Source organism: Streptomyces sp. NPDC057682 (assembly GCF_042799575.1).
In the GTDB taxonomy this organism is placed as follows: domain Bacteria; phylum Actinomycetota; class Actinomycetes; order Streptomycetales; family Streptomycetaceae; genus Streptomyces.
The window spans coordinates 553,261-573,381 of the sequence record NZ_JBHVIN010000001.1 but is presented as its reverse complement, the minus strand read 5'-3'; the positions used below and the strand labels follow the sequence as shown (position 1 = coordinate 573,381).

Annotated in this window: 21 protein-coding genes and 1 tRNA gene; 18 read left to right on the top strand and 4 right to left on the bottom strand. The window is 72.7% G+C overall.

Going from position 1 to position 20,121, the window contains the following annotated elements:
- Positions 1-29: 29 nt before the first annotated feature.
- From ACFVDM_RS02435 to ACFVDM_RS02395, 9 genes are all read left to right on the top strand, one after another.
- Complete coding sequence (locus tag ACFVDM_RS02435; RefSeq protein WP_383631904.1) at positions 30-302, top strand: hypothetical protein; 273 nt, start codon at positions 30-32, stop codon at positions 300-302.
- Positions 303-559: 257 nt separating this feature from the next.
- On the top strand, positions 560-1,105 hold the full coding sequence (locus ACFVDM_RS02430) for a hypothetical protein (RefSeq protein ID WP_383631901.1): 546 nt from the start codon (positions 560-562) through the stop codon (positions 1,103-1,105).
- A gap of 46 nt (positions 1,106-1,151) precedes the next feature.
- On the top strand, positions 1,152-1,655 hold the full coding sequence (tadA, locus tag ACFVDM_RS02425; RefSeq protein ID WP_383631898.1) for a tRNA adenosine(34) deaminase TadA: 504 nt from the start codon (positions 1,152-1,154) through the stop codon (positions 1,653-1,655).
- 100 nt (positions 1,656-1,755) lie between these two features.
- Positions 1,756-1,843, top strand: a tRNA-Ser gene (locus ACFVDM_RS02420).
- A gap of 433 nt (positions 1,844-2,276) precedes the next feature.
- Positions 2,277-2,441: a hypothetical protein gene (locus tag ACFVDM_RS02415; RefSeq protein ID WP_383631896.1), complete on the top strand. Its 165-nt coding sequence runs from the start codon at positions 2,277-2,279 to the stop codon at positions 2,439-2,441.
- A 10-nt stretch (positions 2,442-2,451) separates the two neighbouring features.
- Positions 2,452-2,745 carry a Dabb family protein gene (locus ACFVDM_RS02410; RefSeq protein ID WP_383631893.1) on the top strand — a complete coding sequence of 98 codons (294 nt, stop codon included), beginning with the start codon at positions 2,452-2,454 and terminating at the stop codon, positions 2,743-2,745.
- Positions 2,746-2,924: 179 nt separating this feature from the next.
- On the top strand, positions 2,925-3,773 hold the full coding sequence (locus ACFVDM_RS02405; protein ID WP_383631890.1) for an RNA polymerase sigma factor SigF: 849 nt from the start codon (positions 2,925-2,927) through the stop codon (positions 3,771-3,773).
- A gap of 234 nt (positions 3,774-4,007) precedes the next feature.
- Entirely contained in the window at positions 4,008-4,874 is an 867-nt protein-coding gene (locus ACFVDM_RS02400) for an RNA polymerase sigma factor SigF (RefSeq protein WP_383631887.1), read from the top strand.
- Positions 4,875-4,956: 82 nt separating this feature from the next.
- Entirely contained in the window at positions 4,957-5,841 is an 885-nt protein-coding gene (locus ACFVDM_RS02395) for a hypothetical protein (protein WP_383631885.1), read from the top strand.
- Between the two features lie 25 nt (positions 5,842-5,866).
- Here the strand turns inward: ACFVDM_RS02395 and ACFVDM_RS02390 are convergent, their stop codons facing one another.
- Positions 5,867-6,082, bottom strand: a complete 216-nt coding sequence (locus ACFVDM_RS02390; RefSeq protein ID WP_383631882.1) for a hypothetical protein — start codon at positions 6,080-6,082, stop codon at positions 5,867-5,869.
- A 304-nt stretch (positions 6,083-6,386) separates the two neighbouring features.
- On the opposite strand from ACFVDM_RS02390, the gene ACFVDM_RS02385 reads away from it, so the two are divergent.
- The 5 genes from ACFVDM_RS02385 to ACFVDM_RS02365 all read left to right on the top strand — a co-directional run bounded on the left by ACFVDM_RS02385 (position 6,387) and on the right by ACFVDM_RS02365 (position 12,316).
- The gene (locus ACFVDM_RS02385) at positions 6,387-6,905 is read left to right on the top strand and encodes a MarR family winged helix-turn-helix transcriptional regulator (protein ID WP_383631879.1); all 519 of its coding nucleotides are present in this window, start codon (positions 6,387-6,389) and stop codon (positions 6,903-6,905) included.
- Between the two features lie 23 nt (positions 6,906-6,928).
- Positions 6,929-9,436 (top strand): DHA2 family efflux MFS transporter permease subunit, encoded by a 2,508-nt coding sequence (locus tag ACFVDM_RS02380; protein ID WP_383631876.1) that lies wholly within the window; start codon positions 6,929-6,931, stop codon positions 9,434-9,436.
- A gap of 428 nt (positions 9,437-9,864) precedes the next feature.
- The gene (locus tag ACFVDM_RS02375; RefSeq protein WP_383631873.1) at positions 9,865-10,683 is read left to right on the top strand and encodes a YceI family protein; all 819 of its coding nucleotides are present in this window, start codon (positions 9,865-9,867) and stop codon (positions 10,681-10,683) included.
- Positions 10,684-10,881: 198 nt separating this feature from the next.
- Complete coding sequence (locus tag ACFVDM_RS02370) at positions 10,882-11,352, top strand: PPOX class F420-dependent oxidoreductase (RefSeq protein WP_383631870.1); 471 nt, start codon at positions 10,882-10,884, stop codon at positions 11,350-11,352.
- Between the two features lie 4 nt (positions 11,353-11,356).
- Entirely contained in the window at positions 11,357-12,316 is a 960-nt protein-coding gene (locus tag ACFVDM_RS02365; protein ID WP_383631867.1) for an NAD(P)-dependent oxidoreductase, read from the top strand.
- A 210-nt stretch (positions 12,317-12,526) separates the two neighbouring features.
- Here ACFVDM_RS02365 and ACFVDM_RS02360 read toward each other — a convergent pair whose 3' ends face one another.
- Positions 12,527-13,291 carry a TetR/AcrR family transcriptional regulator gene (locus ACFVDM_RS02360; protein ID WP_383631864.1) on the bottom strand — a complete coding sequence of 255 codons (765 nt, stop codon included), beginning with the start codon at positions 13,289-13,291 and terminating at the stop codon, positions 12,527-12,529.
- 224 nt (positions 13,292-13,515) lie between these two features.
- On the opposite strand from ACFVDM_RS02360, the gene ACFVDM_RS02355 reads away from it, so the two are divergent.
- Entirely contained in the window at positions 13,516-14,379 is an 864-nt protein-coding gene (locus tag ACFVDM_RS02355; protein ID WP_383631861.1) for an endonuclease/exonuclease/phosphatase family protein, read from the top strand.
- A gap of 23 nt (positions 14,380-14,402) precedes the next feature.
- Here ACFVDM_RS02355 and ACFVDM_RS02350 read toward each other — a convergent pair whose 3' ends face one another.
- Both ACFVDM_RS02350 and ACFVDM_RS02345 read right to left on the bottom strand, forming a co-directional pair.
- A complete protein-coding gene (locus ACFVDM_RS02350; RefSeq protein WP_383631858.1) occupies positions 14,403-16,586 on the bottom strand; it encodes an ArnT family glycosyltransferase in 2,184 nt (727 codons plus the stop codon).
- Entirely contained in the window at positions 16,583-17,977 is a 1,395-nt protein-coding gene (locus tag ACFVDM_RS02345; RefSeq protein ID WP_383631855.1) for a glycosyltransferase, read from the bottom strand. Before ACFVDM_RS02345 ends, ACFVDM_RS02350 begins: the two co-directional genes overlap by 4 nt.
- A 237-nt stretch (positions 17,978-18,214) precedes the next feature.
- Between ACFVDM_RS02345 and ACFVDM_RS02340 the strand changes: the two genes are divergently transcribed.
- The 3 genes from ACFVDM_RS02340 to ACFVDM_RS02330 all read left to right on the top strand — a co-directional run bounded on the left by ACFVDM_RS02340 (position 18,215) and on the right by ACFVDM_RS02330 (position 20,121).
- Positions 18,215-18,745 (top strand): hypothetical protein, encoded by a 531-nt coding sequence (locus ACFVDM_RS02340; RefSeq protein WP_383631852.1) that lies wholly within the window; start codon positions 18,215-18,217, stop codon positions 18,743-18,745.
- A 147-nt stretch (positions 18,746-18,892) separates the two neighbouring features.
- Positions 18,893-19,459, top strand: coding sequence for a SigE family RNA polymerase sigma factor (locus ACFVDM_RS02335; RefSeq protein ID WP_383631849.1), 567 nt, complete (start codon positions 18,893-18,895; stop codon positions 19,457-19,459).
- Complete coding sequence (locus ACFVDM_RS02330) at positions 19,456-20,121, top strand: hypothetical protein (RefSeq protein WP_383631846.1); 666 nt, start codon at positions 19,456-19,458, stop codon at positions 20,119-20,121. The genes ACFVDM_RS02335 and ACFVDM_RS02330 overlap by 4 nt, the downstream gene beginning before the upstream one ends.

Below are 20,121 nucleotides of genomic sequence, written 5' to 3'. Positions count from 1 at the left end.
TACGGACCCAGCCTGGGGGTGATGTGCGGATGCCGGACGGGGCGAGGCGGAAGCGGGACGGGCGGACGAGGCCCGACGCGCCCGGTCCGCGCGAGGTCCGGGACGCGTCGGAGGCGGTGGACGAGCCGGGTCCGCAGGGCTCCGGGGACGCGCCCGAGAGCGACGCGCAGCGCCGGCGGCGGCGCGCCCAGTTCCTCCGCGAACTCCACGAGGCCAAGGCGCTCCGCGACCGGGTCCAGCCGCGCCGGGTCAAGGCCGCCAGGATGCGTCAGGCCATGCGGATGAGGACCTTTCGCTGGTAGCCGCGGTGATCGGCCGGAAAAGGCCTGGTGAGGGCCCCGGGGAGAACTGGTGGCCGACGCAACGGCGGAACTGCTCTCGCGAGGCCGAGGTTTCTGCCACGATTCCGATGGGCGGGACGCAGGGCAGCCGGACCACCGACTGCCCTCCCGTCGGACCGACACACCTAGGGCCCTTCGTCCGGAGCGGGCCGGATCACAGCTCCGGCGGACCCGGCGCGATCCGGACGAGCGACCCTGAGACCAGTGGGAGAGTCACGGTGTACTTCGCCGCACTGCTCGCGCGCACCGAAGACGGGTGGGAAGCGAGCGACACGGAGCTCGACGATGTGGAGACCCTGTCCGATCTGACGGATCTGGCCCGTGATGCCTCGGTGGACGAGGACACGGTGCTCGTCTTCATCGAGCAGGAGGACGCCTGGTTCGGCGTCGTCCGGGTGGACGGTGAGGAGGACCCCCGTATCTACATCTCGGACGCGTCCGCCGCCGCCCGCTCCTCGTACGGGGAGATCCTGCTCACCGATGAACTGCTCGGCCGCGAACCCGGGGCCGAGGACTCGATTGCCGCCCTCGAAGAGCTCGTCGGACTCGACGGCACGGAGGACGGCGAACCCGACACCCCCGACAACGACACCACCGACGACGGACCGGACGACGACGCCGTGCCGACGGGTCCGCTCGGCGACACCGGGATCCTGGCGGACCTCGGCCTCGCGGAGGCGGACCTGCTGACGCTGCGGACGGACGCGCTGGCGGAGATCGCGGAGGCACTGGGAGCCGCCGAGGTCCTGGAGACCGTCCGCTGACGCCGTGACGGGGGCCTGGCAGCCGGTCAGGCGTTAGGGTCCGCGGGTGACCGATGCTTCCCGCCCGCACCCGCCGGACCAAACCGTCCACGACCCCGTACGGGACCCGTGGCGGGCGGCCATGCGCCGCGCCCTGGACGAGGCCGACCGTGCGGCGGCGGCCGGCGACGTGCCGGTCGGCGCCCTCGTCCTGGGCCCGGACGGCGGCCTGCTCGCCACGGGCCACAACGAACGCGAGGCGACGGGCGACCCCACCGCCCACGCCGAGGTACTGGCGCTGCGCCGGGCAGCCGCCGCGCTCGGCGCGTGGCGGCTGTCCGGCTGCACCCTGGTCGTGACCCTGGAGCCCTGCACGATGTGCGCGGGCGCCCTGGTGCAGGCCCGGGTGGACCGCGTCGTCTACGGCGCCCGGGACGAGAAGGCCGGAGCGGCAGGATCGCTCTGGGACCTCGTACGCGACCGCCGGCTCAACCACCGCCCCGAGGTGATCCACGGCGTCCTGGAGCCCGACTGCGCGGCCCGGCTGACCTCCTTCTTCCGCCACCGCTGACCTGCGTTCCCCGGGCGCCGGGGGTGCTCCGGCGGCCGCACGGGGGCCGTGCGGGGAATCGGATTTCGGCGGACGGCCGAGATGGTCTAAGCTCTCTCTCGGTAGCGTGTCCGAGCGGCCGAAGGAGCTCGCCTCGAAAGCGAGTGTGGGGAAACTCACCGAGGGTTCAAATCCCTCCGCTACCGCCAGCAAGACGAAGGGCCCGGTCCATCAGGACCGGGCCCTTCGTGCTGTTCCGTACGGGACGCTTCCCACGGTGATCGGGCCCTGCGGTGATCAGGTCCCGCGGTGATCGGGTCGGGGGAAGCGGCATCGGGGGGACAAGCCGCTTCCCCCGATGAGAGCAGGTCCGCCGACGCCCGTCGCGATCGGGGGAAGGCCGCGACGTGCGCCCCACAGAGGGGCCTGCTCCTCGCCCTGCGGATTCCTGCCAGGTCCGCCGGGCTCGCTCTCCATCCTGGCGCGCGGAGGCGGGCGCGGGAGGCGGCGAAGGGCCCCGATCCGGGGGCCGATGGTCCCTAAAGACCGGGTGAGTGATCGAAACAACCCCGGTGGATCCGGTCAGGTGTACGGATAGACTCCGCCCGACTGCACAGGGGATCGAAGGGGAGTCAGGGGCTGATGGTGGAAGTCAAGAAGATAGCCCTCTACGCGATCGTCGTCTTCGTGCTCTACACGATCATCAACTCCCCCGAACGGGCCGCGGACCTGGTCCAGGTAGGGTTCGAAGGCGTTTCCAACGCCGCTCAGGGCGTCGGCGACTTCATGTCCGAGCTGGTGAAGTAGGAGAGTCCGCATGATCCGCCACCTGGTGCTGTTCAAGCTGAACGACGGTGTCGAGCGGGACGAACCGCGGGTCGTGGCGGCGGCGCGGGCCTTCGCGGAGCTGGGCGACCAGGTGCCGGGGCTGGAGTTCTGGGAGTGCGCCTGGAACATCACCGACCGGCCGATCGCGTACGACTTCGCCATCAACTCCGCCGTCGCGGACGAGGCCGCGCTCAAGAGCTACCTGGAGCACCCGGCCCACCAGGCCGCGGCCGGTCAGTGGCGCGAGTTCGCCACCTGGGTGATCGCCGACTACCCGTTCTGACGCCATCGGCCCTGCGAGCCCCCCACCACAGCGGTGAGGGGCTTTTCTTTGTGTTTAAACCGTTGTGCGGTCAACACGGCGCTATGGGGTGCTTGCACATAGTGGACCTGTCTTGTGATGCTATGACCGCTTTTGACGGATGAGTTGACCGATGTTGACCGCAGAGGGGTGGCGTCACCGTGCCGGCCAGTACAGCGCCTCAAGTGCCTCCCCAGAGCGCCCAGCCCGCCCCCGGGACCGAGGGCGGCACCACGCCCGCGCGCAGCCGGGGGGCCGACACCCGGGCCCTCACCCAGGTCCTGTTCGGCCGGCTCCAGGGGCTGGAGCCGGGAAGCGCGGAGCACGGGCGGGTGCGGGCGGCGCTGATCGAGGCGAACCTGCCGCTGGTGCGGTACGCGGCCGCGCGGTTCCGCAGCCGCAACGAGCCGATGGAGGACGTCGTCCAGGTCGGCACCATCGGCCTGATCAACGCCATCGACCGCTTCGACCCCGGACGCGGCGTCCAGTTCCCCACCTTCGCGATGCCCACCGTCGTCGGCGAGATCAAGCGCTACTTCCGCGACAACGTGCGCACCGTCCACGTACCGCGCCGGCTGCACGAGCTGTGGGTCCAGGTCACCGGCGCCACCGAGGACCTGACGACCGCTCACGGGCGCTCCCCCACCACGGCCGAGATCGCCGAGCGGCTGAAGATCTCCGAGGACGAGGTCCTCGCGTGCATCGAGGCCGGCCGCTCGTACCACGCGACCTCCCTCGAAGCCGCCCAGGAGGGCGACGGGCTGCCCGGACTCCTCGACCGGCTCGGCTACGAGGACCCCGCCCTCGCGGGCGTCGAGCACCGCGACCTGGTCCGCCATCTCCTCGTACAGCTGCCCGAACGCGAGCAGCGGATCCTGTTGCTGCGCTACTACAGCAATCTGACGCAGTCCCAGATCAGTGCCGAACTCGGAGTCTCCCAGATGCATGTGTCAAGACTTCTGGCCCGAAGTTTTGCCCGACTTCGATCCGCAAACAGGATCGAGGCATAACCAGAACGGGTAGACCGTTCCTGGAGCCGGAAGGCGGGCCCAAACGCCGCACACCCCTTGTCAACAGCGCAGACTCACCCTTGACTTGTCGACATGTCACTACAGCGTGTTGCCGACATGTGACATTCTGCGGGAACCGCGTTTGCCGCAGCCTCCCCTCCGGTATTCAGGTGGAGGCAGCGTTCCTCCGATGGTCGCGGCCACCGCGACCGTCCGCGACCTCAAGGGGGTGGCATGTCCGCAGAACAGGGCAGCTCGAAGGTGCTCACGCTCACCAAGAGCGCACCCGCACCCGTTGCGCTCACCAGCTCGTCGGAAGCCATCGACACCCGTACGCTGTCCCGCTCGCTGTTCCTGCGGCTGGCCGCGCTGGGGCCCGCCCCGGGGCCGGACGGCGTGGACAGCCCGGAGCGCGCCTATGTGCGGGACACGCTCATCGAGCTCAACCTGCCCCTGGTGCGCTACGCCGCCGCCCGGTTCCGCAGCCGCAACGAGCCGATGGAGGACATCGTCCAGGTCGGCACCATCGGCCTGATCAAGGCGATCGACCGGTTCGACTGCGAACGCGGCGTGGAGTTCCCGACGTTCGCGATGCCCACCGTCGTCGGCGAGATCAAGCGGTTCTTCCGCGACACCTCGTGGTCGGTGCGGGTGCCGCGCCGGCTCCAGGAGCTGCGGCTCGCCCTCACCAAGACCAGCGACGAGCTGTCCCAGAAGCTCGACCGCTCGCCGACCGTACCGGAGCTGGCCAAGGCGCTCGGCGTCTCCGAGGAGGACGTCGTCGACGGCCTCGCCGTCGGCAACGCCTACACCGCCTCCTCGCTCGACTCGCCCTCCCCCGAGGACGACGGCGGCGAGGGCTCGCTCGCGGACCGGCTGGGATACGAGGACACGGCGCTGGAGGGCGTCGAGTACCGCGAGTCCCTGAAGCCGCTGCTCGCCAAACTCCCGGCCCGGGAACGGCAGATCATCATGCTCCGCTTCTTCGCCAACATGACCCAGTCGCAGATCGGCGAGGAGGTCGGCATCTCCCAGATGCATGTCTCGCGCCTGCTCACCCGCACGCTCGCCCAGCTCAGGGAAGGGCTCATCGCCGACTGACCCCCGTCCGCACGTCCTCCCGTCCGCCCGCGAGGGGCGGCGGGGGGTTCCTCATTGACGGCCCGTCAGACAAACTGTTCTGATGCGACGTCAGATATTGGGTCCTTCCGGCCGCCGGGGCACCGCGCTCGTCGCCTCGGCGGCCGTGCTGTGCCTGGGCGGCGTCCTGGCGGGCTGCGGTGGCGGCACGGGCGGCGACGGCTACACGGCGGTCGGCGCGGCCGGAGCGAGCGGCGGAAAGCCGTCCCCGGGCGCGGGGGCGCCCTCGGGCGAGGTCACGCTGATCCCGCTGGACGGGAAGCGCGCGGACGGCGGGCGGCCGGGCGCCTCGCCGGACGGCGGAGGCCCGGGTCCCTCGGGAAGCGCCGACGGGTCGGGGCGTACGGACGGCGGTACGAGTGCTTCGGGGGGCGCGGACGGGCCCGGAGCGGGTTCCGCACGGTCCGGTGGGTCCGGAGGCGCCGCGTCCGGGTCCGGGGGCGGCACGGGGCCCGGTGCGGGCGCGGGTACGGGCGGCGGCGCGGGGGCCGGCGGTGGTGACGGGGCCGGAGGGTCCGCGAGTGGCGGCGGGGCCGGTGGTGGCGGTGATTCCGGCGGGTCCGGGTCCGCGAGTGGCGGTGATTCCGGTGGGGCCGGGGGTTCCTCGCCGTCCGTGCCGGGGCCTGCCGTGCTGGAGGTCGGGGAGCCGGTGCGGGCCGCCGGCGACGTGCGCTGGTGCGAGAAGGTCACCGTCGGGTTCCGCAACACCGGTGGTACGGAGGTCCGCTCGGGCACCGTCACCTTCGCCACGCACATCATCGGCGGGCTGGGCATCGACTGGGCGACCCGGGAATCGACAGCGCCGCTCCCCGCACCGATCGGCGCGGGGGCGGCACGGAAGGAGACGTACACCGTCTGCGTGGACGCCTGGCGGGTGCCCCTGGGTATGCGGATCGAGACCCGGGACGTGACCGCCGACTGGAAGTGACGGGGGAAGGGCGGCGACCGGACGGTCAGCCGAGCGCGAGCCAGGCGACGGCGCCGAGCACGACGATCACACCGATGACGGCGGCGATCAGCCCGGTCCGCGAACCGGACGCCGGGGCGGCGGCGGTCTGCTGCCGGCGCTGCGGCTCGCCCTCGTCGACGAAGGCGCGGAACATCTGGGTGCTGCCCGCCGGGTCGTAGTTGCCCTCGGGGCCCTGCGGGGCGTGGGGATTGTGTGCCATGGGCCAGGACACTAGCGAACTCGGCGGTACGACCCAACCCCCGGGGCCACGCGGGAGAGAGAAGGGGAGTACCTTCTTCCGGCTCTCGCCCCGGCCCCCGGACCGCCCCGATCGCCGTCACCCGAGTGGCGCACGCCACATCCGCCTCCCTCGTGCGGCACACGCTGGGCGTTTGACCGACGCCCTACGGAGCCTTTTGCGTTCCTTTACTTCTGCAAGCCCCTTTTCGTTTGCCTGCAGCAACCAACGGCTTCTATGGTTGCCCTAAGCAACAAGATGGTCGTGACGAGAAGCCGGAGGTCCCGTGGCCGCGCGAGGTGGGTACGAGGAACTGGCCCGGCAACTCAGCGCCATCGGGGCCGTGAAACGCGGGCTCGGACGCATCCTTCCCGCGGAGTGCCCCGGAGGGTCCGCGGCCGTCCTGGCGCTGCTGAACCAGCACGGTGAGATGCGGATCAGCAGGCTGGCCGAACTGCTCGACGTCGACATGTCGGTGACCAGCCGGCACGTCGCCCATGTCGCGGAACGCGGCTGGATCGAGCGGTCCCCGGACCCCGCGGACAAGCGCTCCCGGATACTGCGGCTGACCCCCGCGGGCCTGGGCGTGCTCGCCGACCTGAACGCGCGGACCACCGAGATGTTCGCCCACCACCTCCAGGACTGGTCCGACGAAGAGGTCGGACAGCTCAACACGCTGCTGGCCCGGCTGCGCGACAGCTTCTCCTGTCGCGGCTCCGGCGGGTGCGCCCCCGGACGGCACAGCGGCGACTGCCGCCACCGGCAGACGGACAGCGACGGCTCGTACACCCGTACACCCGTGTAACAGAAGCAAAGACAAGGAACTCAATGGCTACGACCACACCAAGCGGTGTGCGGGGCGGCCACGCCAAGCACGGAGGACACGCGTCCTCCGACGGCGCGCCGATGACACACCGGCAGATCATGGAAGCGCTCGCCGGGCTCATGCTCGGCATGTTCGTCGCGATCCTGTCGTCGACCGTCGTCTCCAACGCCCTTCCGGAGATCATCTCCGACCTGGGCGGCGGACAGAGCGCGTACACCTGGGTCGTCACGGCCTCGCTGCTGGCCATGACGGCGACCACCCCGCTGTGGGGCAAGCTCGCCGACCTGTTCAGCAAGAAGCTGCTGGTCCAGATATCCCTGGTCATCTACGTCGCCGGCTCGGTCGTCGCCGGTATGTCGACCAGCAGCGGCATGCTGATCACCTGCCGGGTGATCCAGGGCATCGGCGTCGGCGGTCTCTCCGCCCTCGCCCAGATCGTGATGGCCGCGATGATCGCCCCGCGCGAGCGCGGCCGCTACAGCGGCTACATCGGCGCGGTCTTCGCCGTCGCCACCGTCGGCGGCCCGCTGCTCGGCGGTGTCATCACCGACACCAGCTGGCTCGGCTGGCGCTGGTGCTTCTACGTCGGCGTGCCCTTCGCGGTCATCGCCCTGATCGTGCTGCAGAAGACCCTGAAGCTCCCCGTCGTCAAGCGGGACGTCAAGGTCGACTGGACCGGTGCCTTCTTCATCAGCGCCGCCGTCTCCCTGCTGCTCCTCTGGGTCACCTTCGCCGGTGACAAGTACGACTGGCTGTCCTGGCAGACCGGCGCGATGCTGGTCGGTTCGCTGGTCCTCGCGCTGCTGTTCGTCTTCACCGAGTCCCGCGCCAGCGAGCCGATCATCCCGCTGCGGCTCTTCCGCAACCGGACGATCACCCTCGCCTCGCTCGCCTCGCTGTTCGTCGGCATCGCGATGTTCGCCGGCACCGTCTTCTTCAGCCAGTACTTCCAGCTGGCGCGCGGCAAGTCGCCGACGATGTCCGGTGTGATGACGATCCCGATGATCGCCGGTCTGTTCCTCTCCTCGACCATCTCGGGCCAGATCATCACCAAGACCGGCCGCTGGAAGGCCTGGCTGGTCAGCGGCGGCTTCCTCGTCACGGCCGGACTCGGGCTGCTCGGCACGATCCGCTACGACACGACGTACTGGCACATCGCCGTCTTCATGTTCGTGATGGGTCTCGGCATCGGCATGATGATGCAGAACCTGGTGCTCGCCACGCAGAACCAGGTGGACCCCTCGGACCTCGGCTCCGCCAGCTCCGTCGTCACCTTCTTCCGTTCGCTCGGTGGTGCCATCGGGGTCTCGGCCCTGGGCGCCGTCATGGCGAACCGCGTCACCCACTACGTCAAGGAAGGGCTCGCCGACCTCGGCCCGCAGGGCGCGGCCCTCGGCCACGGCGGCACCGGCGGCGGGGGCATCCCCGACCTGGACAAGCTGCCCGCCCCCTTCCGTACGGTCATGGAGGCCGCGTACGGCCACGGCGTCGGCGACGTCTTCCTGTACGCCGCCCCGGCCGCCCTGGTCGCCTTCCTGATCACGCTCTTCATCAAGGAGGTCGCGCTCAAGACGAACGCGGTCAGCGAGGTCCCGGCCGAGACCAAGGCCGAGGTCACCGCCCCCGTCGAGGCCGCGGTCCTGGCCGAGGTCCCGTCCGGTGCGGCCGCCACGGTCGCCGAGGGCGCCGCGGGCGTCACCGCCGTCGACACCCTGGAGGAGACCGCCGCGGCGGCCACCACCACGGGCACCGCGGTCCGCGGTGTGGTGCGCGGAGCCGAGGGGGCGCCCGTCGCCCAGGCCGCCGTCACCCTGATCTCGCTGGGCGGCCGACAGCTGGGCATCTCGGTCGCGCAGGCCGACGGCTCGTACGCGGTCGACGCCCCCGGCGCCGGCAGCTACGTCCTGATCGCCTCCGCCGACGGCTTCCAGCCGCAGGCCTCCACCGTGGTCGTCGCGGACGAGCCGCTCGCGTTCGACATCCTGCTGGCCGGCACCAGTGGCCTGGCCGGGACCGTGCGGTCCGCCGACGGCGACACCCCGGTCGAGGACGCCATGGTCGTCGTGACCGATGTGCGCGGCGACGTCCTGGCCACCGGCAAGTCCGGCGAGAGCGGCGAGTTCGCCTTCGGCGAGCTGGTCCCGGGCACGGTGACCGTCGCGGTCAACGCGCCCGGATTCCGCCCGCTGGCCCTGCCGGTCGAGGTCGGCGGCCAGGGGATCACCCGGGTCGACGCCTCGCTCCAGGCCGGTGCGCTGGTCCAGGGCGTGGTGCGGGCCGGTACGGACCACCGCCCGCTCCCCGACGCCCGGGTCACGCTGGTCGACGCGGCCGGCAACGTGATCGCCACCTCGACGACCGGGGAGGACGGGGCATACGCCTTCACCGACCTGGACGCGGGCGAGTACTCGGTCGTCGCGACCGGCTACCCGCCGGTGGCCGGCTCCCTGACCGTGGCCGGCGAGGGAGTCGACGACCACGACATCGAGCTCGCCCACCCGGGCGAGTGACCCGTCCGGGCAGCGGCCCGGACACGCAGGACCTCTGGCGGGACGGCGCTTCGAGCGGAGAGGCCGTCCCGGCCGGCGGAGAAAAGGGCCCCGGCGGTGGGGACGGCAGGCAGGGGACGGCCTGCCGTCCCCGCCCCGGGGCCCGACTCATGGAGTGCCCCTGCGGTGAACCGGCGGGCGACTCATGGAGTGCTCCCTCCGGGGAACCGATGAGGGGGTGACTCGTGGAGTGCTCCTCCGGGGATCCGGTGGGGGCGACTCGTGGAGTGCTCCCTCTGGAGAACCGGTGGGCGACTCGTGGAGTGCTTCCCCCGGGATCCGGTGGGGCGTTACTCGTGGAGTGCTTCTTCCGGGGATCCGGTGGGGCGACTCGTGGAGTGCCTCCCCCGGTCGACGGGTGGGGCACGAGCAAGGAGAGAGAGAACGGCATGGGACTTCGCGCACAGGTACGCACCCGGGACGGCTGGGCGGTCCAGCACGCCGTCGTGACGGTCACCGACATGACCGGGACGCAGGTGCTGCGGGCCGCGGCGGACGAGGACGGGGCGGTGCGCGCCGACACCCCGCTGCCGGCCGGCGCGTACACGGTGATCGTCACCGCGGTCGGGTACGCGCCCGCCGCCTCCACGGCCCTCGTCACGGCGAGCGGCACCGTGGAGACCGGCACGGTCGTGCTGGCCCGGCAGGGCGGCGTGGAGCTGCCGCCGCCGGGCGCCTGGTCGCTGGATCCCGCGCACTGCACGGTGGGCGCGGTCGCGCAGCACCTGGGGATCTCCAGCGTGCGCGGCCGGTTCACCGACTTCGGCGGCCGGATCGAGATCACCGAGGACATCCAGCACTCCCGGGTGGAGGCCGTCATCGACGCGGCCAGCATCGACACCGGCAACGGCATGCGCGACAAGCACCTGCGCTCGCCGGACTTCCTCGACACCGAGCGGTTCCCGCAGATCACCTACCGTTCGTCCGGGCTCACCCCGGCGGGCCCGGACCGCTGGACCGTGCACGGAACGCTGTCGCTGCACGGCGTGGAGCGCCCCGTCGACCTGGACCTCAGCTACCTCGGCACCGGCCCCGACCCGTGGGGCGGGGTCCGCGCGGCGTTCGGCGCGACGGCGGAACTGCGCCGCGAGGACTTCGCGATGAACTACAACCAGGTGGTCCAGGCGGGCATTTCGGCGATCGGCACCACGCTGCGGGTCGAGCTGGACATCCAGGCCGTGCAGGGGGAGTCCCTGCCGGCCGCCTGAGCGGACGGCGCGGGGCCGGGTGCCGGGACCGGGTGCCGGAGGGCGCCGGGGCGGGTGCCGGAGGGCGCCGGGGCGGGTGCCGGGCGCCGGGGCGGGGTGGCACCGCTGCGCGGCCCGAGGGAGCGGTGCGGGGCCGGGCGCCGGGGGCGCGGGGCCGCCACCGCCGTTCCGGCCCGCCCCGGACGTAGGGTCGGTTCCATGGCATCCAACATCGCGACCAACACCGCCGTGGGACTCGACGAGTTGCTGGCCTTCGTACGGCCCCGGCACCGGGCGATCCTGCTGACCACCCGGTCCGACGGCCGCCCCCAGGGCTCCCCGCTCACCTGCGGCGTCGACGACTCCGGCCGCATCGTCGTCTCCACGTACCCGGAGCGGGCCAAGACCCGCAACGCCAAGCGGGACGAACGGGTCAGCGTGATCGTCCTGTCGGACGAGTGGAACGGGCCCTGGGTCCAGATCGACGGCACGGCCGAGGTGATCGACTCCCCCGATTCCGTCGAACCCCTCGTGGAGTACTTCCGGAACATCTCGGGCGAGCACCCGGACTGGGACGAGTACCGGGCGGCGATGCTCAAGCAGGGCAAGTCGATCATCCGGATCACCCCGGAGCGCTGGGGCCCCGTCGCCACCGGCGGCTTCCCCGCCCATCTGGCCCCGGGCAGCTGACGCCGTGCCCGACCCGCTCCCCCGGCCCGCCCTGTCCGTACCCCTCCCCGGCCCCGATGCGCTGGACCGCGCCCGGCTGCTGGCCGGTCCCGAGGTCGGCCCCGGGGCCGCCGCCGCCCTGGAGCACGCCGCCGGACGCCCGGTGGAACGCGGCGGCGCGCCGGACGGCGGTCCGTACGTGTACGTGGGGGCGACGCTCCCCGAGGCGCTGCGCGGGGACGGGCTGGTCTGGTTCCACAGCGTCAACGCCGGTACGGACGCGCTGCTGGGCGCCGGTCCGTGGCCGCCGGGCGCGCTGCTGACCCGGACGGTGGGGCTGATGGGCGAGCGGATCGCCCAGTACGTGCTGGCCTGGGTGCTGGCCGAGTGCCAGTCCGTCCCGGAGTTCGCCGCGCAGCACGCGCGGGCCGAATGGCGCCGCATCCCCTCCGAACTCGCCCTCGGGCGGACCGCCGTCGTCCACGGCACCGGCCGCATCGGCTCGGCCGTCGCCGCGCTGCTGCGCGCCTGCGGCATCCGCACGGTGGGCGTGGTCCGCACCCCCCGCCCGGTGCCGCCCGGCTTCGACGCCACCGCCGCACCGGACGAACCGGTCGACGCCCGCTGGGTGGTGGCCGCGCTGCCGCTGACGGCGGGGACTGACGGGTACTTCGGGGCGGACCGGTTCGCGGCGATGGGCGGGGCGACCTTCGTCAACGTGGGGCGCGGCGCCACCGTGGACCTGAAGGCGCTGGCGGCTGCGCTGGACGCGGGCACGGTGGGGCGCGCGGTGCTCGACGTCCTGCCGGACGAGCCCGCGCCGCCGGACCACCTCTGCTGGCGGCTGCCCCGTACGGTCGTCACCTCGCACTCGGCGGGCATCACGGCCGACGAGGACGTGATCACGGACTTCACGGCCTGCCTGCGGGAGCTGCGCGCGGGACGGGTCCCTGCACTGGCGGTGGAGCCGGGGCGGGGGTACTGACCCGGGCGGGGACGCCGATCTCGGGCAAGAGCGCCGATGCGGGACGAGTGCGCCGAACCGGTACGAGAGCCCTGATACTGAATGCGATCACCGATCTGAGATGAGAGCACTGATCTGTTTGGTGAGCGCTGGTCTACCCCGTGAGCACTGCCCCGGGACGTGAGCGTTCACCTGCGGCAAGGGCACTGATCCGGCGCCGTGCGGCGGCCGCTACGCGTACCGGGCGCGCATCGCGTCGATGCCGGCGATCAGCAGGTCGAGGGCGAAGGAGAAGTCGCGTTCGTACATCTCCTCCACGGTGTCGCCGCCGCGGGCGGCGATGAGGTCCCGGACGCCCTCGACGGCCGGGCCGAGCTGCGGCTGGTCCTGGACGGCGGCCATCGCCCGCCGGAACCAGGCGTCCTTGCTGAGTCCGGCCTCGGCGCTGCGCTGCCCGAACCGGCCCTCGACCGTGCCGAATCCGTACACGAACTGGAAGACGGCCGAGAGCGCCCCGGCCTGCCGCTCCCGGGGCAGGCCGGTGGCGCCGATGGCGTCCTGGACGGCGTGGGACATACGGGTGGCGTGCGGACCGCAGTTGAGGAAGGTGCCGGCCAGCGGGGAGACCCAGACGTGCCGGACGAGGAGCTCCCGGTAGGCCCGTGCCAGGGCGCGCAGCCGAGGCTCCCAGGGGGCGTCCGGGGGCGGGGCGGCGATCTCGCCGTAGACCCGGTCGAGGGCCAGTTCCAGCAGGTCGTCCTTGGTGTCCACGTACCAGTAGAGGGACATCGCCGTGACGTCCAGCCGGGCGGCGAGCCGGCGCATGGAGAGCTTCGCCAGGCCCTCGGCGTCCAGCAGCCGGACCGTGGCCTCGGTGATCCTTTCCCGGTCGAGCCCGGCGGGGCGGTCGGTCCTGCGGGTGCGCGGGGGCGGCCGGTGGGTCAGCCACACGCTGGTACGGGCGGGGTCCTTCGCGCGGTCGGCCGCGGACACCATGGCGCACTCCTCGTCTCACCGGCGGAACGCACCGGCGACACGCCTCCGCCACAACAAGCGGAGCAGTATGGTCCGGTACGTCCCCGATGCTATGCCGCTGCCGGTGCCGTGACCGGGCCTGTGCCGATTCTCCTGTACACCACACGGTCATGTCGCGGCGATGTCCGGCGCGGCCGTGCGCGGTACGGTGCGGCGATCGCTGTTCCGACAAGGACTGGAGTGGTATGTCACTGCGTCGTCGTACGGTGGAAGTCCTGGTGGCCGCAGGTCTGTTGGGGGCCGCGCTCGCACCGCCCGCGAGCGCCGCCGGGCACGGCCCGGGGCAGTCGGTGCCGCTGCGCGTGGCCACGTACAACATCCATGCCGGGGCCGGCATGGACAACGTCTTCGATCTGGACCGGCAGGTGGCCGCGCTCCGCGCGCTCGACGCGGATGTGATCGGGCTCCAGGAGGTCGACGTCCACTGGGGCGACCGCAGCCAGAACCGCGATCTGGCGGCGGAGCTGGCCGAACGGCTGGGCATGCACGTCTCGTTCGCCCCCATCTACAGCTTCGATCCGGTGGCGGAGGGCGGGCCGCGGCGCGAGTTCGGCGTCGCGGTGCTGTCCCGGTACCGGATCGTGAGCGCCGAGAACCACGATCTGACCCGGCTCTCCACGCAGGACCCGAACCCGGTCCCGGCGCCCGCGCCCGGCTTCGGCGAGGTCGTGCTCCGGGTGCGCGGGCTGCCCGTCCACGTCTACGCGACGCATCTCGACTACCGGGGCGACCCCTCGGTCCGCACCGCCCAGGTCGCCGACACCCGCCGGATCATGGCCGAGGACCGGGCGGGGGCTCGGGGGCCGGTGCGGCAGATCCTGCTCGGCGACTTCAACGCCGCGCCCGCCGCGCCGGAACTGGCCCCGCTCTGGCAGGAGCTGACCGACGTCGAGCCGGGCGCGCCCACGTTCCCGGCGCAGAACCCGGTGCAGCGCATCGACTACGTGGCGGTGTCCACGGACACGGTACGGGCGCGCGACGCGGCGGTGCCCGAGACACTCGCCTCGGACCACCGCCCCGTCGTCGCGGACCTGGAACTGCGGCGCTGAGCCCGGCCGGCTGACTCCTGTTCTCAGCCGCTCTCGGGCTGGGTCAGGTCGTAGAACGTGGCGCTGCCGACCGTCACCTCGGTGAAGTTCTCCTCGACCCAGGAGGAGATCTCCGAGGAGCTGCCACTGCCGCCCATGCCTCCGCCGCCGCCCATGCCGCCGGAGACGAAGTAGTGGATGCGGCCGTCCTCGACGTACTTCTTGAACTGGGAGAGCGTCGGGGACGGGTCGCTGCCGTTGAAGCCGCCGATCGCCATCACGGGGTCGCCGGTGGCGAGCTGGTAACTCGCCGCGTTCTGCGAGCCGATGGCGGCGGCGACCCAGGTGAAGTCGTCCGCGTTCTTCTCCAGCAGCTTCTTGGCCTCGGAGTCGACGGACGCGCCGTTGAGCAGGCCGCCCATGCCGCCTCCGCCACCCATGCCTCCGCCGCCGAACCCTTCGCCGCCGCCACCCGTGCCGGGCTGACGGCCGGTCTGGCCCTGGCCTTGGTTCTGGCCTTGGCCTTGGTTCTGGCCGGGCGGGGTGCCGGTCGGGGGCTGGGCCGTGCCGCCGCCCTGCTGGTTGTTGCCTTGCTGGTTGGAGCCGGGAGGCATGCCCATGCCTCCGCCCTGCTGGGTGCCCTGGCCGCCCGGGGGGCGCATGCCGCCCCGGCCACCGCCGCCGCCGGGCCCGCCCATGCCGCCACCGGAGGGGCCGGCGGTGACGATGGAGCCCTGGTGGCCCGTGTTCAGGGTGCTCAGGCTGTACGCCGTCGGGGCGGCGAGCGCGGCGGCGAGGCCGACGCCGACGGTGAGGAGCGCGAGCCGGCGCCCGAGGTGGGACACGAAGAGCAGGCCCAGCGCGGCGAGGAGTCCGGCCGCGAGGACGGTGGGCCGCAGCCAGGTCAGGTAGTCGGGGGTGCGGCCGAGGAGCACGTACGCCCAGCAGGCCGTGACGACCGAGGTCACGGCGAGGGTCGCCCCGGCCCACCAGCGGGCGCGTTCCTCCCAGAGGACGGTGGTGCCCATGCCGATGAGCGCGGCCAGGTACGGGGCCAGGGCAACCGTGTAGTACTGGTGGAAGATGCCCGCCATGAAGCTGAAGACGAGGGCCGTCATCAGCAGCGAGCCGCCCCAGGCGAGGAACGCCGCCCGCGCGGTGTCCGTCCGCCGGGCCCGCCAGGTCAGCCAGACGCCCACGACGAGCAGGATCAGCGCGGCGGGCAGCAGCCACGAGATCTGGCCGCCGATCTCGGAGTTGAACATCCGGGTGAGACCGGTCTCGCCCCACTGGCCGCCGGAGCCGCCGCCCGGACCGCCGCCGCCTCCGACGCTGCCGGTCTCGTCGCCGTTGATGCGGCCGAGCCCGTTGTAGCCGAAGGTCAGCTCCAGGAACGAGTTGTTCTGCGAACCGCCGATGTACGGGCGGGAGGAGGCGGGCCACAGTTCGACGATCGCCACCCACCAGCCGCCCGCGACGACCATGGCGAGCGCGTACAGCCCGAGCTGCCCGAACCTCTTGCGTACGGGAACCGGCGCGAACACCGCGTACAGCACGGCCAGCGGCGGCAGGATCAGGAACGCCTGGAGGGTCTTGGACAAGAAGGCCAGACCGACCGCGACGCCCGCCCAGACCAGCCACTTCGTGCGGCCGTGCTCCATCGCGCGCAGCACGCAGTAGACCGTGACGGTCATCAGCAGCGCGAGGAGCGCGTCGGGGTTGTTGAAGCGGAACATCAGCGCGGCGACGGGCGTCAGCGCGAAGACCACCATCGTGATCAGCCCGGCGGCGGCGCTGAACCGGCGGCGCACCGACGCGTACAGCACCCCGGCCGTGGCCGTGGCCATGAGCACCTGCGGGGCCAGGATCGCCCAGGAGCTGAGCCCGAACACCCGCACCGACAGGGCCATCGGCCAGAGCGTGGCCGGGGGCTTGTCGACGGTGATGGCGTTCGCCGCGTCCAGCGAGCCGAAGAAGAACGCCTTCCAACTGCGGCTGCCCGCCTGCACGGCGGCGGAGTAGAAGGAGTTCGCGTAGCCGGACGCGCTGAGGTTCCAGAAGTACGCCAGCGTGATGGCCAGCAGCAGGACGAGGAAGGCCGGGCGCACCCAGCGGGCATCCTCCTCCCTGCCGCGCCAAACGCGGCGGGGCAGGGGGCTTCCGGCCCGTGCGTGCCCCGGGGGCGTGTCCGGCCGGGCCGGCGCGTAGGCGGGGTCGAGCGTGGTCATCGGGCGTTCCTCGGGTCGGGTGCGGTTTCGGTGGCCGGGGGTGCGGGAAGGGCGGCCGGGGGCGTCGTGGGGTGCTCGGGGTTTCTTCGGCCGCGGTCCGGGAAGACCGTTGCGGGGCTTGTGGATTGCGGCGGGTTTACCCGGTCGCGGTCCGGGAAGACCCAGGCGCGGAAGAGCAGGAAGCGCAGGACCGTCGCGGCGAGGTTGGCCGCGATGAGCACGGCGAGCTCGGTGGAGTGCGACGGGGAGGCGGAGGCCGCCCCCAGGGCCGCCAGGGAACCGGCGGTGAGGGCCAGGCCGATGGCGAAGACCACGAGACCCTGCGCCTGGTGACGGACGGCGCCGCCCCGGCCGCGTACGCCGAAGGTGAGCCTCCGGTTGGCGGCGGTGTTGGCGACGGCGGAGACGAGGAGCGCGCCGCCGTTGGCGAGTTGGGGGCCGACGCCGAGCCGGAAGAGGGAGTACAGGGCGAGGTAGAACAGGGTCGACAGGGCGCCGACGACGCAGAAGCCGACCAGTTGCCGGGCCAGTCCGCCGGGGACGCCCCCGATCGCACGGTCGCGCGGATCGTCGCCGAAGGGCCGGGCGAGCCGGTCCAGCGGGAGCGCGCCGACGGCGAGCGCCCGCCCCACCCGCCACACGCCCTTCAGATCGTCGGTGGCGGTCCGCACGATGTGGACGGTGGATTCGGGGTCGTCGACCCAGTCGACGGGCACCTCGTGGATGCGCAGCCCGGCCCGTTCGGCCAGCACCAGCATCTCCGTGTCGAAGAACCACCCGGTGTCCTCGACCATCGGCAGCAGCCGCTGCGCGACGTCCCGCCGGATGGCCTTGAACCCGCACTGCGCGTCACTGAACCGGGCGGCCAGTGACGACCGCAGGATCATGTTGTACGCCCGCGAGATGAACTCCCGCTTCGGCCCGCGCACCACACGCGAACTGCGCGCCAGCCGGGAGCCGATCGCCAGGTCCGAGTGGCCGGAGATCAGCGGGGCGACGAGCGGGAGAAGGGCGTTGAGGTCGGTGGACAGATCCACGTCCATGTACGCGAGGACCGGGGCGTCCGACTGCGACCACACCGTGCGCAGCGCCCGGCCCCGCCCCTTCTCCTCCAGCCGCCACGACCGCACCCCGGGCAGCGACCGCGCCAGCCGCCGCGCCACCTCGGGCGTCCGGTCCGTACTGGCGTTGTCCGCGACCGTGATCCGGAAGGCGTACGGGAAGGTGCGCGCCAGATGGTCGTGGAGCCGCAGCACGCAGGGTTCGAGGTCCTTCTCCTCGTTGTAGACGGGTACCACCACATCGAGCACGGGTGCACCCGCGGCACCACCTGCCCCGGCCAGGAGGTGGTCCCGGGCCGGCAAGGTGCTCCAAGGACTTTCGGTTCGCATGCCATCGACCGTCGCCAACCGCGCTGTCACGGGTGTGTGGCGTGGCTGTGGTGCGGCTGTGAGTGGTCCCGCGCCCGCCGAAGCGTGTGTGACGAGCGCCACACGTACCGATGGCTCCCGGGGAGCAGCTTTCCGTGGCGCGGGGGCCGTCTGGGGGGTGGACAGGACGCAAGGGCCTGTCTGCTCCGGCCCCGAGGGGCCGGACGCCGGTGCTGTTCGACCCACAGGAGTTCATCGATGACATCCCTCGACTCGCGCCGCCGGAAGCGCGGTTGGCTGGCCGGTGCCGTGTGCGCGGCGGTCCTCGCGACGGGTGCGGGCGTGGCGGTCGCCTCGTCCGTGAGCGCGGCGCCGCTCGCGTCCACTCCCGCCGTCGTCTCCCACCCGGCCGCCGCCCCCACCGGTTCCGTGCGGGTGGTGACGCCGGGCGAGCGGATCTCCGTCGCCGACCGCACGCTGTGGCTCACGCCGAAGGGCCTGAACGTCGCCGCGCCGTCCTCGGCCACGCCGAGCGGCCTGAACGTCGCGGAGGTGCTGCCCGGGAAGGTGGCCACGCTGAGCGAGGGCGACGCCTCCGGTGCTCTCTGGGCCGGGATCTACCGGGGTCCGGTGACGTCGACGACCAAGGTCGCCCTCACGTTCGGGACCCGCACGCTCCAGGCCGAGGTGGTCACGCTTGCCGGAAAGCCCGGCTGGGGGGCGTACTACGTCTTCGACGCGAAGGGCGCGGCGGGCGCGAAGCCGTCGATCAGCGTCCGCAGCCGGTGAGCGTTGTCGCCGCCGCCCCGGGGGGAGCGGCGGCGTCAGCCACCGCTCCCCTTCCCGCCGTCCGACTTCTTCCCCGCCGAGGTTCACCGTGACAGACACCGAGGGCACACCGCAGGCCGCCCGGACGCCGGACCTCGGCGCGGCCGGATGAGCCGGAGCCGCGCCCAGGACGACGACTTCCAGCGCTTCATGACGGCCCGGTGGCCCAGTCTGCTGCGTACGGCGTATCTGCTGACGGGCAGCCACCACGATGCCGAGGACCTGGCGCAGAACGCGTTCGCGCGCGCGTACGTGAAGTGGGACCGCGTCCGGCACAGCGACGACATGGCCGCGTACGTTCGCCGGATCATGGTCCACGCCCATGCCGACCGGTTCCGCAGGCGGGCGGTGCGCGAGTGGTTCACCGCCCGCCTGCCGGAGACCCCGGTGGCCGACCAGACCGCCCGTGTCGACAGCCGCGACGCGATCGTCGACGCGCTGGGCCGGCTGCCGGTCCGGCAGCGGTCCGCGGTGGTGCTCTGCTACTTCGAGGACATGAGCCATGCCCAGGTCGCCGCGGCCCTGGGCGTCCGGACCAGCACCGTCCGCAGCCAGATCACCCGGGCCCTGGCCAGACTCCGGGAGGACGGCGTGCTGACCTCCCTGGCCCGGCACCCCGCGCCGCCCCCGCCCACGCTCCGCCGCCCCGTCCCGCAGAAGGGAGCCGTCCGATGACCCACGACGACGACCTCGCCACCGCGCTCAAGCGGGCGGCCGCCGGCCTCCCGGTGGGCCCCGCCCCCGTGGACACGGCCGTCCACCTGGGCCGGACCCTCCGCCGACGCCGCCGGGCCGCCCTCTCCACGGCCCTGGCCACCGCCGTACTCGTCCCCGCGACCGCCCTCGCCGCCCTGTCCCTCCACGCCTCCGGCACCGACGCCCCCGCGCCCCCCGCAACCTCCGCTCCGGTGTCCTCGCCCGTACGGGTGGTGGGTCCGGGCGAAACAATCGCAACGGGCCGGACCGGCACCCTGTGGCTGACGGACCGGGGCCTGTTCCTGAGGGCACCGAGGTCCCCGGCCTCCCCCGCGAAACCGACCCTGGCCGTCGCCGACGTCCCCGAGGGGGACATCAGCTGCGTCGCGCGCACGGACCCCACGGGCGCCCTCCACTCCTGCGTCTACCGGGGCTCCGCCGAAGGCGCCACATTCACCGTGACCGTCGCCGGCCGAACCCTGGACACCCGGACCGTCACGCTGGCCGGCCGGCCCGGCTGGGCCGCCTTCTACGCCGAGAGCCCCGGGCCCGAATCCCAGAGCCCGCCCGACCTCGTCATCACCGCCCGCGCCGCCGACGGCACGGTCCTGGCGTCGCTGACCAAGGCGGCGGAGAGCTGA

Excerpts from the sequence above, each read along its gene's own strand:
- ACFVDM_RS02435 (WP_383631904.1), top strand. The coding sequence starts at position 30 with ATGCCGGACGGGGCGAGGCGGAAGCGGGACGGGCGGACGAGGCCCGAC.
- ACFVDM_RS02415 (WP_383631896.1), top strand. The coding sequence starts at position 2,277 with ATGGTGGAAGTCAAGAAGATAGCCCTCTACGCGATCGTCGTCTTCGTG.
- ACFVDM_RS02410 (WP_383631893.1), top strand. The coding sequence starts at position 2,452 with ATGATCCGCCACCTGGTGCTGTTCAAGCTGAACGACGGTGTCGAGCGG.
- ACFVDM_RS02400 (WP_383631887.1), top strand. The coding sequence starts at position 4,008 with ATGTCCGCAGAACAGGGCAGCTCGAAGGTGCTCACGCTCACCAAGAGC.
- ACFVDM_RS02395 (WP_383631885.1), top strand. The coding sequence starts at position 4,957 with ATGCGACGTCAGATATTGGGTCCTTCCGGCCGCCGGGGCACCGCGCTC.
- ACFVDM_RS02390 (WP_383631882.1), bottom strand. The coding sequence starts at position 6,082 with ATGGCACACAATCCCCACGCCCCGCAGGGCCCCGAGGGCAACTACGAC.
- ACFVDM_RS02380 (WP_383631876.1), top strand. The coding sequence starts at position 6,929 with ATGGCTACGACCACACCAAGCGGTGTGCGGGGCGGCCACGCCAAGCAC.
- ACFVDM_RS02375 (WP_383631873.1), top strand. The coding sequence starts at position 9,865 with ATGGGACTTCGCGCACAGGTACGCACCCGGGACGGCTGGGCGGTCCAG.
- ACFVDM_RS02370 (WP_383631870.1), top strand. The coding sequence starts at position 10,882 with ATGGCATCCAACATCGCGACCAACACCGCCGTGGGACTCGACGAGTTG.
- ACFVDM_RS02360 (WP_383631864.1), bottom strand. The coding sequence starts at position 13,291 with ATGGTGTCCGCGGCCGACCGCGCGAAGGACCCCGCCCGTACCAGCGTG.
- ACFVDM_RS02355 (WP_383631861.1), top strand. The coding sequence starts at position 13,516 with ATGTCACTGCGTCGTCGTACGGTGGAAGTCCTGGTGGCCGCAGGTCTG.
- ACFVDM_RS02350 (WP_383631858.1), bottom strand. The coding sequence starts at position 16,586 with ATGACCACGCTCGACCCCGCCTACGCGCCGGCCCGGCCGGACACGCCC.
- ACFVDM_RS02345 (WP_383631855.1), bottom strand. The coding sequence starts at position 17,977 with ATGCGAACCGAAAGTCCTTGGAGCACCTTGCCGGCCCGGGACCACCTC.
- ACFVDM_RS02340 (WP_383631852.1), top strand. The coding sequence starts at position 18,215 with ATGACATCCCTCGACTCGCGCCGCCGGAAGCGCGGTTGGCTGGCCGGT.
- ACFVDM_RS02335 (WP_383631849.1), top strand. The coding sequence starts at position 18,893 with ATGAGCCGGAGCCGCGCCCAGGACGACGACTTCCAGCGCTTCATGACG.
- ACFVDM_RS02330 (WP_383631846.1), top strand. The coding sequence starts at position 19,456 with ATGACCCACGACGACGACCTCGCCACCGCGCTCAAGCGGGCGGCCGCC.